The organism is Snuella lapsa, assembly GCF_039539345.1.
GTDB lineage: Bacteria > Bacteroidota > Bacteroidia > Flavobacteriales > Flavobacteriaceae > Snuella > Snuella lapsa.
This window is the reverse complement of record NZ_BAABCY010000085.1, coordinates 1-16363: the sequence shown is the minus strand read 5'-3', so window position 1 is coordinate 16363 and position 16363 is coordinate 1. Positions and strand designations below refer to the sequence as shown.

Below are 16363 nucleotides of genomic sequence, written 5' to 3'. Positions count from 1 at the left end.
TGGTAATACATTAATCAAAAACGTTGCCAAAGCAATATTATTTTCTTTTTATAACATTTCATATAGTTTATAGTAATTATATTTGCCAACGATTGTCTTTAAATTTTAAAGTGAATTATACCAGATCATGTTTAACGATTGGCTCACTTAATAATGTAAAATGGCGTATAGATTAAAGACATGATAAATAGATATACATGAAATTTGAATTAAAAGCTAAAGATTCACAAAGTAAGGCAAGAGCAGGAAAAATAACGACAGATCATGGTGTTATAGAAACACCAATTTTTATGCCTGTTGGAACCGTAGCTTCTGTAAAAGGAGTTCATCAGCGTGAACTTAAAGATGAAATAAACCCAGATATTATATTGGGTAACACTTACCATTTATATTTAAGACCCCAAACCCCAATCTTAGAAAAGGCAGGAGGCCTACACAAATTTATGAATTGGGATAGAAATATTTTAACTGATTCTGGAGGGTATCAAGTTTATTCATTATCATCTAATAGAAAAATTAAAGAAGAAGGAGTTAAGTTTAAATCCCATATAGATGGAAGCTATCATGTATTTACTCCAGAAAATGTAATGGAAATACAGAGAAGTATTGGAGCAGACATTATTATGGCCTTCGACGAGTGTACTCCATACCCGTGTGATTATAATTATGCAAAACGATCAATGCATATGACGCATCGTTGGTTGGATCGTTGTATTGCCCATTTAGAAAAAACACCATTGAAGTATGATTATGGTCAAGCTTTTTTTCCAATAGTTCAGGGAAGTACTTATAAAGATTTGCGTATGCAATCTGCAGAGTATATAGCCAATGCAGGTGCTGTTGCTAATGCTATTGGAGGCTTGTCGGTTGGAGAGCCTGCCGAGGAGATGTATGCTATGACCGATGTAGTATGTAGTATTTTGCCAGAAGACAAACCACGTTATTTAATGGGAGTAGGAACGCCTATCAATATTTTAGAAAATATTGCGTTAGGTGTAGATATGTTCGATTGTGTGATGCCTACACGAAATGCTAGAAATGGTATGTTGTTTACTGCACATGGAACAATAAATATTAAAAACAAAAAATGGGAAGACGATTTTTCTCCCATTGACGAAATGGGCATAACATTTGTAGATACCGAGTACAGTAAAGCTTACTTAAGACATTTGTTTACTGTTAACGAGTTGTTAGGTAAGCAAATAGCTACCATACATAATCTAGGTTTTTATTTATGGTTGGTTCGTGAAGCTAGAAAACATATATTAGCAGGTGATTTTAGAGAATGGAAAGATAAAATGGTGAAACAAATGGATAAACGTTTGTAATTAATATAAATAAGATAATTAATTAACTAAAATTTAAACGTGTGAAAATTTTAGATTGGTACATTTTAAAACGTTATTTGTTTACATTTTTCATGATGCTATTGCTGTTTATTCCGATTGGAATAACAGTCCATTTAGCCGAGAAGATTGGTAAAATCCTAGAAAATGAGGTCCCATTTGGTGAAGTGATGCTGTATTTTTGGGACTTTACCATTTATTTTGCCCATCTTTTATTTCCATTATTTTTGTTTTTATCGGTTATTTGGTTTACATCAAAGTTAGCCAATAATACAGAGGTTATAGCGTTTTTAAGTTCAGGAGTTTCATTTACACGGTTTTTACGTCCTTATTTGATAGGTGCTTTTTTTGTTGGGATTTTGTCTTTGGTATTGGGCATGTATTTAGCCCCCAAAGCAAGTAAAGGATTTAATGATTTTAGCTATAAATATTTTAGAAAAGGTAGGAGCGCTGTACAAAACACTAACGTATTTAGGCAAATTAATGATAACGATATTATTTACGTTAGTAGTTTTAACATAAAAAATAAGGAGGGGAGAGACTTTACACTTGAACACTATAAAGACAATAAATTAGTTTACAAAGAGAAGGCAAGAACGATTAAATATATTGAAAAAGACTCCACTTACAGATTAACCGATTACGTAAAGCGTATTGTTAAAGAAGGAGCGGATAGTTTGGAAATAGTTAGAAGAAAAGATACCCTGTACGCTTTTGATGTAGATGATCTTACGCCTGTTATCTATGCTGCCGAAATCAAACAATATTCTGAGTTAAAAAGTTTTATAGATAAAGAGGAAGCTCGTGGCTCATCGAATGTAGGACGGTATAAACTAGTCCTTTATAGGAAATGGAGCTTGCCAGTTTCTGTATTTATTTTAACCATTATCGCCGTAGCCGTTTCCTCCATTAAACGCCGTGGAGGAATGGGAGTCAATTTGGCCGTAGGTATTTGTATTGCCATGGTGTTCGTGTTTTTTGATAAGATCTTTGGCGTGATGGCAGAACAGTCAGATTTCCCTCCATTAATAGCTGTATGGTTTCCTAATGTTATTTTTGGAATTTTGGCTATTTATCTCTTAATAAAAGCCAAACGCTAGGGTAATTATGAAATTAATCATAAAATTGACTTAAGTATTTAGTGTATTAATAGCTTAATAAGGAGAACTGAATTTAGACTAAGCCTTTTAACAGAGTTAGGGCTTAAAAGAGTAAGTTAAAATGAATAGATTGCTTCACAATAAGCCTAAGCTTAAAAACTTTTTGCATCTTCATTTTTTGGTTTTTATAGCCGGATTTACGGCTATTTTAGGAGAATTGATTAGTATTAAGGCAATCGATTTAGTATGGTATAGAATGCTAATTGCTTCGTTAATTATGTTAATCTATGTTAAGGTTGCTAAGGTTAAAATAAAAATTACTCCAAAAGCTATTTTAAGGCTGTCCGTGGCAGGTGTTATCATAGCCTTGCATTGGATCACATTTTTTGGCTCTATTGACGAAGCCAACGTATCCATTGCATTAGCAATGTTTTCAACAGGAGCATTTTTTGCTTCATTTATAGAACCCATTGTTTATAGAAGACGTATTGTTGGGTATGAAATTTTTCTTGGAGTTCTTGTTGTAATAGGTGTTTATATAATAACCCAAAGCGAAATAAAATACGTAACGGGTATTGTTTTAGGTATTAGTTCTGCCTTTTTGTCCTCATTGTTTGCTGTCCTTAATGGACATTTTTTAAAACAGCATACAGCAACGGTTATTTCTTTTTATGAGTTTTTAAGTGGCGTAATTTTCATTTCTATTTTTATACTGCTCTTTGGTGATGGATTTTCCTGGAATTTTTTTAATATCAGTAAAGCTGATTTTGGCTATCTTTTTATTCTAGCATCCATTTGCACGGCCTATGCATTTATAGCAGCCGTGCAAATAATGAAGTATATAAGTCCTTATACAGTGGTTTTAACCTATAATTTAGAACCAGTTTATGGTATTATAATAGCCATTATTCTCTTTCCAGAAAAAGAAAAAATGAGCCCAATGTTTTACTATGGTGCCTCTATTATTATTGGTACAGTATTCTTGAATGCTATTTTAAAAAACACAAGAATATTAAAAAGAAAAGAATCTTAGCAGTGTATCATAATTAAAGTTTTTATATTTGTACGCTAACCAAATTAATAGCTAATAACATAAATTCTTATGGAATATTTAGAATTTGAACTTCCAATAAAGGACTTAGAGCAGCAATTGCAAAAATGTAAAGTGATAGGAGAAGAAAGCGATGTAGATGTTTCCGAAACTTGTGCGCAGATTGAAAAAAAGCTTACAGACACTAAGAAAGAGATCTATAAAAATTTATCACCATGGCAACGCGTACAGTTGTCTAGGCATCCAGATAGACCGTATACATTAGATTATATAAGAGCCATTTGCGGAGATTCTTTTTTAGAGTTGCACGGTGATAGAAGTTTTAAGGATGATAAAGCAATGATTGGTGGTCTTGGAAAAATAGGAGATCAAAGCTTTATGTTTATAGGACAACAGAAAGGATATAATACTAAAACACGCCAATATAGAAATTTTGGAATGGCAAATCCTGAAGGTTATAGAAAAGCTTTGCGATTAATGAAATCGGCCGAGAAGTTTGGTATACCAGTAGTAACCCTTTTGGATACTCCAGGGGCTTACCCCGGGCTTGAAGCAGAAGAAAGAGGTCAAGGAGAAGCTATTGCCAGAAATATTTTAGAGATGACTCGTTTAAAAGTGCCTGTAATAACCATTGTAATTGGAGAAGGTGCATCGGGTGGAGCCTTAGGTATTGGTGTTGGAGATAGAGTGCTTATGTTGGAAAATACATGGTATTCTGTTATTTCCCCAGAGTCGTGCTCATCCATTCTTTGGCATAGTTGGGAATATAAAGAGCAAGCTGCCAAAGCATTAAAGCTAACAGCAAGCGATATGAAAAAACTAAAATTAGTAGATGAAATAATCAAGGAGCCTCTAGGAGGAGCCCATAGAGATAGAGAGAAGACATTTAAAACTGTAGCGAATACTATTTTGAAAAATTATGAGGCATTAAAAAACTTATCACCAAAAGATTTAGTGTCCCAACGTATGGATAAATATGTTCAAATGGGAGTCTATAAAGGCTAAGCCTTTTAAAATCATATCATCTTAAAATCTGAAGCATATAGCTTCAGATTTTTTTTGTAGTTATTCACAATATTTGTAATTTATTAACAGCTATATTGTTAATGAATGGTTAACAATGATAACCAGCTTTATCTTAAAAACATTTTCATTTTAATTACATTCGTAGTCATGAAACAACCCAGCCAAATTCAAGGATACAAAGTTGATAAAAGCACCATAATTAATCTCGAAAAAGGGAAAATCCCCCCGCAAGCCATTGATATTGAAGAGGTTGTGCTGGGAGCGATGATGATCGATAAGAAAGGCGTTGATGAGGTTATTGATATATTAAATCCAGAAGCTTTTTACAAAGAAGGACATCAACATATATTTGCAGCTATTTTTCAGTTGTTCGAAAACAGTGAACCTATAGACTTATTAACTGTTTCAACGCAGTTAAAGAAAAATGGCAAGCTAGAATTGGTTGGAGGGGATTTTTACCTCATTTCTTTGACACAAAAGGTATCGTCATCAGCGCATATAGAGTTTCATGCTCGTATTATTTTGCAAAAATTTATTCAACGTAGTTTAATTAAGATTTCTAGCGAAATCATTGAAGAAGCTTACGATGAAACTAAGGATGTTTTTGATCTGCTGGATAATGCCGAAGCAAAATTATACGAAGTTACCCAAGGTAATATTAAAAAATCTAGTGAAACAGCCCAGGAACTGGTTATTCAGGCTAAGAAAAAAATTGAAGAGATTTCCAATAAAGAAGGACTCAGTGGTATTCCCACGGGGTTCGATAAGCTAGATAAATTAACTTCAGGATGGCAACCATCCGATTTAATTATTGTTGCGGCACGTCCCGGTATGGGTAAAACGGCATTAACCCTGTCTATGGCAAGGAATATAGCGGTCGACCAAAATATACCAGTGGCTTTTTTCTCATTAGAGATGGCTTCTGTTCAATTGATTACCCGACTAATTTCAAGCGAAACAGGTTTGTCTTCAGAAAAGTTGCGTACAGGAAAATTGGAAAAACATGAATGGGAACAACTTAATGTAAAAGTTAAAGGCTTGGAAAAAGCACCTTTATACATAGATGATACACCATCTCTTTCCATATTCGATCTAAGAGCAAAGGCTCGAAGGCTATCTTCCCAGCATGGTATTAAGTTAATTATTATCGATTATTTACAGCTAATGACTGGTGGTAATAGTCATGGAGGTAACCGTGAGCAGGAGATTTCGATGATTTCCAGAAACCTTAAAGCTCTAGCAAAAGAATTAATGGTTCCCGTTATTGCACTGTCACAGCTATCTCGTGCTGTTGAAACACGTGGAGGCAGTAAACGTCCATTATTGTCAGATTTACGTGAATCTGGTGCGATAGAACAAGATGCAGATATTGTATCGTTTATTTATAGACCTGAGTATTACAAAATTGAAGAATGGGATGACGATGAGCGATCACCAACAGAAGGTCAAGCAGAATTTATAATAGCAAAGCATAGGAATGGAGGTTTAGAAAATATTCGATTGAAATTCCTTGGGCACTTAGGTAAGTTTGATAATTTGGATGACTTTGATTCACCGTTTGAGTTCCATAGTAAAATGAACGCAGGCGATAATGATGACCCGTTTAAGTCATCAGACAATTTTACAGCAAGTCCGGATCAAGCTTTTGGAAGTGCATTTAATGAAGATGATGACTCCGATGTACCATTTTAATCATAGAATATTCTTTAAAGAATTTTAACTCAAGATAAATTTGATTACCTTTCGGTCTATGAAAAAACCTTTGGTTATCATATTATTTGTATTCCTATCAATTAATACGTTTGCATCATATTTGCTTATTCCAATGGATGCTGAAAGTCAGAAAAACCATTTAAAAGCTTATGGTGTTACCTATTGGACATTAAATAAGCAGTTAAAAGTAAAGTGGTTGCTGAATTATCGTGGAGGTTCATTTTTGCTACCAGATATAGCAGAAATACAACAGGAGTGTCAAATTAGAGGCGTATCCTTTGAAGTCATTTCAAACAGTGAAGCCGAAAGTATTTTAGAACATGTTAGCAGTCCCAGCCAAAATATGGAAGCAGTTGTTTTGGAAAAGGCGCCTAAAATAGCTGTTTACACGCCTAAGGGTAAGTTGCCTTGGGATGATGCTGTTACAATGGTACTACAATACGCAGAGATTCCTTATGAAACCGTTTATGATGAAGAAGTGTTAAATGATGGTTTGTTATTATTTGACTGGCTACATTTGCACCATGAGGATTTTACCGGGCAATATGGAAAGTTCTATGGGACTTACAGAGCTACCTCATGGTATATTCAAGAAAAGAAAGATGCCGAAGCATTAGCTTCAAAGTTAGGTTATAGTAAAGTGTCACAAGAAAAGCTCGATGTGGCTTTAAAGATTAGGGATTACGTTGTTGGAGGAGGTTTTATGTTTGCGATGTGTAGTGCAACGGATAGTTTTGATATCGCTTTGTCTGCCGAAGGTGTTGACATTTGTGAACCTATGTTCGACGGTGATGGTAGTGATCCAGGTTACCAAAACAAGATCGATTATAGTAAAACCTTTGCTTTTAGAGATTTTACATTAGAGCAAAGCCCAACGGTTTATGAGTTTTCTTCAATAGATATGACTAGGAAACGTTCAATGATTTCCAGAACTACCGATTATTTTACGCTTATGGAATTTTCAGCAAAATGGGATCCTATACCTACCATGCTATGCCAAAACCATACAGCTTTGGTTAAAGGTTTTATGGGACAAACCACTGCATTTACAAGAGATGAAATAAAATCGAATGTATTGATAATGGGGGAAAACAAATCGAATGGGGAGGCTAAGTACATCCATGGCATAAAGGGAAAAGGTTTTTTTACCTTTTATGGAGGGCATGACCCGGAAGACTATCAACATCGTGTTGGTGACGCTAAGACAGAACTTGATTTACATCCAACTTCTCCCGGGTATCGTTTGATATTAAATAATGTATTATTTCCAGCAGCTCGAAAAAAGAAGCAGAAAACCTAATATGTTTTATTGAACAACTTCTACAGTTCGTTGAAAGTTATATATAAAACCATCTGAACCAGGGCCTGAAGACGTCTCATTTTCATTAAGAATCATTTCTTCTAGAGAAGGGAAAGTTATGCCTCCTATTTCTGTATTGCCTACAGTCAAGAAAGTATTACCGTCAATAGTTTGAATTGAGAAATCGTATACGCCCGAATCCAAGCCATCCTCCTTCTCGGGATCGTCATTTGAATTAGTAACCGTAATCTTACCGTTTACTTCGTCAAAAACCCAAACAACTGTGTCTAACGAAAATTGCTCATCTACACCAGAAATACCACCAGTAACATTTACCAAATGCCACAAGTACCTATATACCTGATTGTTATTTTCGTCGCTAGTATTAACCGAGCAACCAGTTAATAGAAAGGTAAAGGATAATACAATTAAAAAAGTACGCTTCATTCTTAAATAATATTTAGTTTATACTATAAGATGAAAAAAAATGAAAAAGGTTGCGTAATCTTTTCGAATAATTTTAAAGGCTACTCTGTGACCAGTTTTTCTTTATCAAGTAGGAGTTTATGCAAAATATGTTCGACACCAAAGTCGTTATTACTTTTAGTTTCAAAGCGTGCGACAGACTTTACTTTTGGATGGGCATTTTGCATGGCATAGCTAAAGTATGCCGTTTCAAGCATTTCAAGATCATTGTTGTAATCGCCAAAAACCATGGTTTCTTCCTCTTTTATGTTATACATGTTCTGTATTAAATTAACAGCATGCCCTTTATTGGCAATGTTTTCAGAAATGTCTACCCAATGGTTTGCGGAGATTTTTATCTTAAAGTTAGACTCTAGGTGTTTAACATGAGGGTATATGTGTTTTTCAGAGTTTTCTTCATGAAACAATGCTATTTTGTAGATGTCTTCATCAATGTATTCGGGCGTTTCAATTAATTCATAACAAGCATAATATTCCGATAATAAATCTAAAAGCGGTTTAGATTTACTCATTACATAAGCTTTTTGTTTGGTGCAGAACACAGGATGTACATTGCTTAATGAAGCTACCAGACCAGTGATTTCCGATAAATTATCTTTCTTTATGGGGTTTGAAAGAAGTGTGTTGCCGTTTTTAACCACTAGGCCGCCATTTTCGGCTACAATAATCATGTCATCTTTTATTGTGTCAAATTTGGTTACTATGCCATAATATGGACGTCCACTGGCAGCAACAAAGAGAATATCATGAGTTTTCATTTTTTTAAAAAGTTCAAAGAAACGGGAACTAACTTCATGATTGGAATTTAATAAGGTGCCGTCCATGTCGGTCACAACTAATTTTACTTGGGATAAATTCATATAAACTAATTAAGGCACAAATTTAAATTTATCAATTGACATGGCAATTTGTTTCATATTAACTTATTATGAATATTTTAAGGTAGTTAAAGATTAATTGTGCAATTTTGGAACAATATACAATAAGAGGATAAAGCAATAAAGTATGAAGTTGTTTCAAAGAGAAATAAAGTTACAGCCATATCCAAGGGGATTTCACTTAATAACAGATACGGTTTTAGAGAGTACTCCAGAGTTAAATCAAATTGCAATGGGGCAGTTGCAGGTATTTATAAAGCATACGTCTGCAAGTTTAACAATTAATGAAAATGCCGATTATACGGTTAGAAATGATTTTGAACGCCACTTTAATGAAATGGTTCCAGAAAACGCTCCTTATTATGAACATACTTATGAAGGAGCTGATGATATGCCGGCACATATCAAGGCCTCAATTTTAGGGGCCTCTGTACAAATCCCCATTACAAGAGGTAAGCTCAATTTAGGAATTTGGCAAGGTATTTATTTATGCGAGCACAGAGATTACGGAGGTGCAAGAAGCTTGGTTGTTACTGCATATGGAGTATAAAAAAATATAAAAGGAAGCATTCAGTTGTTATTAAAACACCCTCATAGAACACTTCCTTTTAGGCTTTATTTTTAGTGAGAACCCACATGACAGCCACAACCTGGTATGGTAAAACTTTCACTTTCCTCATGCCAGGGAAAGGCTTGGTTGTATTTGTTGTTTTCCCAATAAAACTTGTCGCGTTTTTTTGAGTAATTGCCTATTTCATTCATGGTTTCTGTATCGTATAAACGCCCATTAATCATTGTGTAAATAATACTTTCGGAATTTTTGATGTCCTCTAAAGGGTTCTTATCCATAACGATTAAATCGGCTAGTTTGCCAACTTTAAGGGAACCAATATCATTGCCAGCTCCAATGTACTTAGCTCCATTGATAGTAGCGGCTTTCAGAGCTTCATGATTACTCATACCTCCTTGTTGGAGCATCCATAATTCCCAATGGGCTCCTAGACCTTGTAACTGGCCATGAGCCCCTAAATTAACCTTCACTCCAGCGTCGCTTAAAGCCTTACAGGTTTCAGAAACTAAAATATGACCATTAGTGTACTCTTCATCTGGAACCATGGTACGGTGTCTGGAACGAGAATCAATAATACCTCTAGGTGTATATTTTAAGAGTTTTTCATTCTCCCATACATTAGTTTTTTGGTACCAATAGTATTCACCATTAAGACCACCATAGTTTACTATAAGTGTTGGTGTATAACCAGTATTACTATGACTCCAAAGTTCTAAAACATCCTTATAGATGGGAGCTACTGGTATGTTGTGTTCCACTCCCGTGTGACCATCCATAATCATGGTCATATTATGATAAAAAGTAGAGCCACCCTCGGGAACAACAAAAATACCTTCTTCACGAGCGGCTTGAATGACCTGTTGACGCTGTTCACGCCTAGGTTGATTGTAACTCTTTACAGAAAGTGCACCAAATGCCTTAGTACGCCTAATAGAAGAACGGGCATCATCTAAATTGTTTATAACTGCTTTAAAATCACCATCTGCTCCATATAAAATAAAGCCAGTAGAGTAGAGACGAGGGCCAACCAAGCTACCGTTTTTAAGTAATTCAGATAAAGTGAATACCGTTTCTGTATGTGCAGATGGGTCGTGAGCAGTAGTTACACCATAAGCTAAATTGGCATAAAATTGCCAGTGCTTTTGTGTGGTTAAACCATATCGAAATCCTCCAATATGTGCATGAACATCTACAATGCCAGGCATAATGGTTTTTCCTGTTACATTATAAACTTTAGCATTAGCAGGGATTTTAACACCTGAAGCTTTTCCAATGGCTTTAATTCTATTATCCTTGACTAGAATGGTGCCGTTTTCAATGACTTCATCTCCCTCCATGGTTATAATAGTAGCGCCCTTAAAAGCAATTAATCCTTCAGGTTTATCTGTTTTTACTTCTAAATTTATTTTTATACCATCTTCAACAAGTTTGGAACCTTCCTTGGCTTCGGCCGAATAATATGTGTTGCCTAATGTCCAGTGGAGAGTTTTACTATCTCTAGACCAATGCAGGTTAATACCTGCATCTTTTGATAGTTGTGTAACCGGAATGAATTTGGTCTTATCAGTAATATCCAGTGTCTGACCAGATTTAGGCATTGGAGCCATGTAAACCTTATGCAAATGTATAAATGCTAACCAATTACCGTCAGGGCTTGGTACTAATCTGTTGCCGTGTTTGGATTTTACAAGCGTGAGTTTATCGAAACCATTAATGTCTACACTTACTAATTCTTTTGTTAGGGACCCCATAAAGGAACCTCCAGTTTGATATATAATTCGGGAATCATCTATAGTGTAAACAGGGTAGTCTCCAGCTTTAGAAATTAATTTTATATTGGAGCCATCAGCGTTCATGGTATATAGGCCTGGGTTTTTAGAAAATGTTCTTCCTTGTTCGTTATTTCCAGCTTCTTTTCTATAAACAATATGTGCACCGTTATTTGAATATGAGGGATTTCTGTAAATCCCTTTTTCTGTTGAAAGTTTTACAATACTATCTCCATTAACAGATAGGCTATAAATAGCACCAAGGTTTTTATCGTTCCAAGTAACATAAACAATATTCTTGCCATCAGGAGAAAAGGAAGGTTCAAACTCAAAGTCTTTTCCACTGGTTAATCGTTTTGGTTTACCGTTGGGTAGTTTTTGGATCCAGAGATAACCAAGAGCATTAAAGACTATTGTTTTTTTATCAGGTGAGGTAATGGCATGTCTTATAACTTTGGCTTCAAAGGTATCGGGAGCTACCGGACTATTAAATTCCAGAGCTTTGGCAATTTTTATTTTAGCATCAACGTGAAAGGGGATAGGGGATACTTGTAATGAGCTCGTATTTATTTTATTTATTTTTCCTCCAGACCATATAATAATGTCTTCATTGTTTGGTAACCAGGCAAAATTTGGATAAACACCAAAAATAGCCCAAGCCTCCTGTTGGTCTTTATTGAGTTGGTCATAAATGGGCCATTCTTCACCAGTTTCTAGATCATGAATATATAATACCGTTTGGGTTCTAATACGTTTAATAAATGCTAGCTTTTTGCCATCTCTAGAAATTTGTGGTCTAGCAGCTCCGCCTGGTCCTCCAGTTATGGTTTCGATCTTTCCTGTGGTCATGTCATATCTTTTTATGACATAGATTTGGCTATTTGGGTCTTTGTTGTATTCAAATGCGCCTCCAGGATAAACATCTTCACTATAATATAAATAGTTTCCATTAGGAGAAATGCAGGGCTCATTAACATCCTGTTGATCATTTTTACGTTTGGTTAATTGTATACCGCTGCCACCTGTTTTATGGTACATCCATAATTCTCCAGCTCCTAATGAGCGGCTTGAGGTAAAATGTTTACGAGTAATGAGGTATTGGCTATCCGGCGTCCAAATAGCATTGTTCAATAATCTAAAATCTTCTTTGGTAATTTGTTTTGCATTGCTACCATCTGCATTCATAACCCATATATTATCCCCACCGCCAGCATCACTGGTAAACGAAATATATTTGCCATTTGGGCTAAAGCGTGGTTGAACTTCAAAGGGTAACCCTTCTCTCAGTGCCTCTGCTTTCCCTCCATTTATGCTTAGTTTATAGATATCGCCTAGCATGTCGAAAACGATAAATTTACCATCGGGGCTTACATCTAAATTCATCCAAGTTCCTTCATTAGTAGACAATTCTAAAGTTTTAAAACCCCATTCGCCTTTGGGGTTTGAAACATCCCAAGCCGTTTCTTTTTCTTGGCCAAAAGCATTAATAGAAAGAGTGATAAACAAGAGGGTAATAATATGGATACGATTCATTAGATTGTGTATTTTAGTTTGGGTTAAAGATAGTTAGTTGCGCTTGGTTCTACTGTTAAAATAAACTGAAAATTTGGGCACAAAAAAAATCCGATTCAATGAAGAACCGGATTTTTATTAAGCGAATATAATATGTTTTACAATAGGCGGAACGCCTTATTTTACTTTCTCTATTACAGCTTTAAAAGCCTCAGGATTGTTCATAGCTAAATCAGCTAAAACCTTACGGTTTAATTCGATATTGTTAGCTTTTAATAATCCCATGAATTGAGAATAAGATAAACCATGTTCTCTGGCTCCAGCGTTAATACGCGTGATCCATAAAGCACGGAATGTTCTCTTTTTGTTTCTACGGTCTCTATACGAGTATTGCATCGCTTTGTCAACCGCATTTTTAGCTACTGTCCAAACGTTTTTACGTCTTCCAAAGTAGCCTTTAGCTTGTTTAAGAACCTTTTTTCTTCTGGCTCTTTTTGCTACAGAATTTACTGATCTTGGCATAATTTTTAATTTTTTTGTAGTAGGCGATCCATTAATTCTAAATTTTGAATTCCGAATTTTGAATTCTTTTGTTGCCTAACTCCAGGGTTTGTAAATTTATTTAACCGGTTAAAACGGTGTTACTTTAAACGTAACATGGTTTTAACATTATCCTCGTCCGACTTATGTACTAATGTATCATGAGTTAGAGCAAGTTTACGCTTTTTAGACTTCTTTGTTAAGATGTGACTTTTAAAAGCGTGCTTTCTTTTAATCTTACCTGTACCTGTTAACTTAAAACGTTTTTTGGCACTGGATTTAGTTTTCATTTTAGGCATCTTCTTCTCCTAGTTTTAATTACTTCGCTTAATTATTTTTGTGCTGAAGATTTCAGCATTATTTATTTTTTAGGGGCTATGAACATTGTCATACGTTTACCTTCTAATTTTGGCATTTGTTCAACTTTTCCATACTCTTCAAGATCTTGAGCTAAACGAAGCAACAATATTTGACCTTGCTCTTTGAATATTATCGAACGTCCTTTAAAGAATACAAATGCTTTAAGTTTGGCTCCTTCTTTAAGGAACTTTTCGGCATGTTTCTTTTTAAATTCGTAGTCGTGGTCATCGGTTTGAGGGCCAAAACGAATTTCTTTAACAACAACCTTGGTCGCTTTCGATTTTAAAGCCTTATCCCGTTTCTTTTGTTCGTATAGAAACTTTTTGTAATCCATAACCTTACAAACAGGTGGATCTGCTTTAGGTGAAATTTCGACAAGATCTAAACCTTGCTCGTCAGCTATTTTTAAAGCATTACGAGTATCATAAATACCAACTTCAACATTGTCTCCAACAAGACGAATGCTTGGCGATGTGATCTTAGAGTTAATTCTGTGTTTATCCTCTTGTTCTACCCTTCTTGAGGGTTGTCTTCTTCTTCGAATTGCTATGGCTTTATTTTTTTAATTAAACTTTATTTTAAAATGTTTTTAGCGTATTGCTTATTTCTGTTGTTATTATTTTAGAGAACTCCTCAACTGAGATCATTCCTAAATCTTCACCACCATGTCGACGCACAGTTACTTTCCCTTCCTTCTCTTCTTGCTCTCCTATAATAATCATATAAGGATGTTTTTGCATTTCGGCTTCCCGAATCTTCTTTCCAATAGTTTCATTCCTATGGTCTACAAGGGCGCGAATTTCGTTATTTTCTAGCAAATTTAAAACTTTTTCGGAGTATTTTTCGTATTTCTCGCTAATTGATAGGATAATAGCTTGTGTTGGCATTAGCCAAAGAGGGAAATTCCCACCTGTGTGTTCTAATAAAAGAGCAACAAAGCGTTCCATACTTCCAAAGGGAGCACGATGTATCATTACGGGTCTATGTAGCTCATTGTCACTACCTTTGTATGTTAGGTCAAACCGTTCAGGTAAGTTATAATCTACTTGAATGGTGCCTAATTGCCAACGCCTTCCCAATGCGTCTTTAACCATAAAATCTAATTTGGGACCATAAAACGCGGCTTCACCGGTTTCTATTACGTAATTTAAACCTTTGTCTTTTGCAGCATTTATTATTGCTTGTTCTGCCTTTTCCCAATTTTCGATTGAACCTATATATTTTTCAGGATTTTCAGGATCCCTTAGTGATACTTGAGCCGTGAAGTTTTCAAAACCTAATGACCCAAAAACATAAAGTACTAGGTCTATAACATTTTTAAATTCTTGATCTAATTGCTCAGGCATACAAAATAAATGTGCGTCATCTTGCGTAAAGCCCCTTACACGAGTCAAGCCATGTAATTCCCCGCTTTGTTCATAACGGTATACTGTTCCAAATTCTGCATAACGCTTTGGAAGGTCTTTGTACGACCATTGACTGTTTTTGTATATTTCACAATGATGTGGGCAATTCATTGGTTTTAACAAAAACTCTTCATCCTCTTTTGGTGTGTGTATTGGTTGAAAACTATCTTCTCCATATTTAGCATAGTGACCAGAAGTGACATATAGTTCTTTTTGACCAATGTGTGGTGTTACTACCATTTCATAACCAGCTTTTTTTTGAGCTGCTTTCAAAAAGTTTTCTAACCGTTCACGAAGTGCAGCACCTTTTGGGAGCCATAAGGGTAAGCCCTGTCCAACCTTTTGGGAAAAAGTAAACAGTTCTAGCTCTTTTCCTAGTTTTCTGTGATCTCGTTTTTTTGCTTCTTCTAATAGGTTTAAGTATTCTGTAAGTTCCTTTTGCTTAGGAAAAGAAATACCATAAACTCGGGTCAACTGAGGATTATTTTCATTTCCTCGCCAGTAGGCTCCAGCTACCGATAAGATTTTTACAGCTTTAATAATGCCTGTGTTTGGAATATGGCCTCCACGACATAAGTCTGTGAACGTTGAATGATCGCAAAATGTAATTGTGCCATCTTCAAGGTTTTCTATTAACTCAGTCTTGTATTCGTTATTTTTATATAACTCCAAAGCCTCTGATTTACTTGCTGAACGCATTTTAAAATCATGCTTTCCTCGAGCAATTTCTAACATTTTATTTTCAATGGCTTTAAAGTCTTTTTCAGAAACGCTGTGTGTTCCAAAATCTACATCATAATAAAAGCCGTTTTCAATAGCGGGGCCAATAGTTAGCTTAGCTCCTGGGTATAACTCTTCAATAGCTTGTGCTAAAACGTGTGCAGACGAGTGCCAGAAAGCGGTTTTACCTTCATCATTATTCCATGTATAAAGTATTAAAGAACCATTAGTTGTTAATGGTGTAACCGTTTCAATGGTGTTACCATTAAAACTTGCCGAAATCACGTTTCGGGCTAATCCTTCACTTATACTCTTGGCTACGTCCATAGGAGTAACGTTCGCTTCAAACGTCTTTATGCTTCCATCGGGCAATGTTATATCTATCATTGAAATAAATTAAATTCAGTTGGCAAAGATAATAGGATATAAAGAGACATACAATATATATATATGTATAATTTTCATGATTCGTTTTGGCTTGGTCTGGAATTTCTTTTTGTAGGGTATTTTGTGCAGTTTGAAGAGGTTGTAGATATATTCCGTGTTGTAACCATTTGGTTTCCAGTGTTGTTGTTTTGTGGTGTA

At 35.3% G+C, this 16363-nt stretch carries 14 protein-coding genes; 7 read left to right on the top strand and 7 right to left on the bottom strand.

Features of this window, described 5'->3' with window-relative positions; all coding sequences use genetic code 11:
- Positions 1-197: 197 nt before the first annotated feature.
- The 6 genes from tgt (at position 198) to ABD792_RS15765 (ending at position 7536) form a co-directional block, all read left to right on the top strand.
- Positions 198-1328: a tRNA guanosine(34) transglycosylase Tgt gene (tgt, locus tag ABD792_RS15790; RefSeq protein ID WP_345007332.1), complete on the top strand. Its 1131-nt coding sequence runs from the start codon at positions 198-200 to the stop codon at positions 1326-1328.
- A gap of 41 nt (positions 1329-1369) precedes the next feature.
- On the top strand, positions 1370-2446 hold the full coding sequence (locus tag ABD792_RS15785; protein ID WP_345007331.1) for an LptF/LptG family permease: 1077 nt from the start codon (positions 1370-1372) through the stop codon (positions 2444-2446).
- Positions 2447-2567: 121 nt separating this feature from the next.
- Positions 2568-3479, top strand: a complete 912-nt coding sequence (locus ABD792_RS15780; RefSeq protein WP_345007330.1) for a DMT family transporter — start codon at positions 2568-2570, stop codon at positions 3477-3479.
- A gap of 69 nt (positions 3480-3548) precedes the next feature.
- Entirely contained in the window at positions 3549-4502 is a 954-nt protein-coding gene (locus ABD792_RS15775) for an acetyl-CoA carboxylase carboxyltransferase subunit alpha (protein ID WP_345007329.1), read from the top strand.
- 168 nt (positions 4503-4670) lie between these two features.
- Positions 4671-6215: a replicative DNA helicase gene (dnaB, locus tag ABD792_RS15770; RefSeq protein ID WP_345007328.1), complete on the top strand. Its 1545-nt coding sequence runs from the start codon at positions 4671-4673 to the stop codon at positions 6213-6215.
- A gap of 133 nt (positions 6216-6348) precedes the next feature.
- Positions 6349-7536 (top strand): asparagine synthetase B, encoded by a 1188-nt coding sequence (locus tag ABD792_RS15765; RefSeq protein ID WP_425568186.1) that lies wholly within the window; start codon positions 6349-6351, stop codon positions 7534-7536.
- 6 nt (positions 7537-7542) lie between these two features.
- Here the strand turns inward: ABD792_RS15765 and ABD792_RS15760 are convergent, their stop codons facing one another.
- A complete protein-coding gene (locus ABD792_RS15760) occupies positions 7543-7983 on the bottom strand; it encodes a hypothetical protein (RefSeq protein WP_345007326.1) in 441 nt (146 codons plus the stop codon).
- An 80-nt stretch (positions 7984-8063) separates the two neighbouring features.
- Positions 8064-8882 carry an HAD family hydrolase gene (locus ABD792_RS15755; RefSeq protein WP_345007325.1) on the bottom strand — a complete coding sequence of 273 codons (819 nt, stop codon included), beginning with the start codon at positions 8880-8882 and terminating at the stop codon, positions 8064-8066.
- Between the two features lie 145 nt (positions 8883-9027).
- Here ABD792_RS15755 and ABD792_RS15750 point away from each other — a divergent pair, with 145 nt between their 5' ends.
- Complete coding sequence (locus ABD792_RS15750) at positions 9028-9450, top strand: secondary thiamine-phosphate synthase enzyme YjbQ (RefSeq protein WP_345007324.1); 423 nt, start codon at positions 9028-9030, stop codon at positions 9448-9450.
- Between the two features lie 71 nt (positions 9451-9521).
- On the opposite strand, the gene ABD792_RS15745 is transcribed toward ABD792_RS15750, so the two are convergent.
- The 5 genes from ABD792_RS15745 to thrS all read right to left on the bottom strand — a co-directional run bounded on the left by ABD792_RS15745 (position 9522) and on the right by thrS (position 16165).
- A complete protein-coding gene (locus tag ABD792_RS15745) occupies positions 9522-12773 on the bottom strand; it encodes an amidohydrolase family protein (protein ID WP_345007323.1) in 3252 nt (1083 codons plus the stop codon).
- A gap of 156 nt (positions 12774-12929) precedes the next feature.
- On the bottom strand, positions 12930-13274 hold the full coding sequence (gene rplT, locus ABD792_RS15740) for a 50S ribosomal protein L20 (RefSeq protein ID WP_199113810.1): 345 nt from the start codon (positions 13272-13274) through the stop codon (positions 12930-12932).
- Between the two features lie 119 nt (positions 13275-13393).
- Positions 13394-13591, bottom strand: a complete 198-nt coding sequence (gene rpmI / locus ABD792_RS15735) for a 50S ribosomal protein L35 (RefSeq protein WP_102754533.1) — start codon at positions 13589-13591, stop codon at positions 13394-13396.
- A 62-nt stretch (positions 13592-13653) separates the two neighbouring features.
- Positions 13654-14202: a translation initiation factor IF-3 gene (infC, locus tag ABD792_RS15730; RefSeq protein ID WP_345007363.1), complete on the bottom strand. Its 549-nt coding sequence runs from the start codon at positions 14200-14202 to the stop codon at positions 13654-13656.
- Between the two features lie 28 nt (positions 14203-14230).
- Positions 14231-16165 (bottom strand): threonine--tRNA ligase, encoded by a 1935-nt coding sequence (thrS, locus tag ABD792_RS15725; protein ID WP_345007322.1) that lies wholly within the window; start codon positions 16163-16165, stop codon positions 14231-14233.
- Positions 16166-16363 lie beyond the last annotated feature (198 nt).

Bases quoted from the DNA above. Each gene is read 5' to 3' on its own strand.
- tgt (WP_345007332.1), top strand. From the start codon at position 198: ATGAAATTTGAATTAAAAGCTAAAGATTCACAAAGTAAGGCAAGAGCA.
- ABD792_RS15780 (WP_345007330.1), top strand. From the start codon at position 2,568: ATGAATAGATTGCTTCACAATAAGCCTAAGCTTAAAAACTTTTTGCAT.
- ABD792_RS15775 (WP_345007329.1), top strand. From the start codon at position 3,549: ATGGAATATTTAGAATTTGAACTTCCAATAAAGGACTTAGAGCAGCAA.
- dnaB (WP_345007328.1), top strand. From the start codon at position 4,671: ATGAAACAACCCAGCCAAATTCAAGGATACAAAGTTGATAAAAGCACC.
- ABD792_RS15765 (WP_425568186.1), top strand. From the start codon at position 6,349: ATGGATGCTGAAAGTCAGAAAAACCATTTAAAAGCTTATGGTGTTACC.
- ABD792_RS15760 (WP_345007326.1), bottom strand. From the start codon at position 7,983: ATGAAGCGTACTTTTTTAATTGTATTATCCTTTACCTTTCTATTAACT.
- ABD792_RS15755 (WP_345007325.1), bottom strand. From the start codon at position 8,882: ATGAATTTATCCCAAGTAAAATTAGTTGTGACCGACATGGACGGCACC.
- ABD792_RS15750 (WP_345007324.1), top strand. From the start codon at position 9,028: ATGAAGTTGTTTCAAAGAGAAATAAAGTTACAGCCATATCCAAGGGGA.
- ABD792_RS15745 (WP_345007323.1), bottom strand. From the start codon at position 12,773: ATGAATCGTATCCATATTATTACCCTCTTGTTTATCACTCTTTCTATT.
- rplT (WP_199113810.1), bottom strand. From the start codon at position 13,274: ATGCCAAGATCAGTAAATTCTGTAGCAAAAAGAGCCAGAAGAAAAAAG.
- rpmI (WP_102754533.1), bottom strand. From the start codon at position 13,591: ATGCCTAAAATGAAAACTAAATCCAGTGCCAAAAAACGTTTTAAGTTA.
- thrS (WP_345007322.1), bottom strand. From the start codon at position 16,165: ATGATAGATATAACATTGCCCGATGGAAGCATAAAGACGTTTGAAGCG.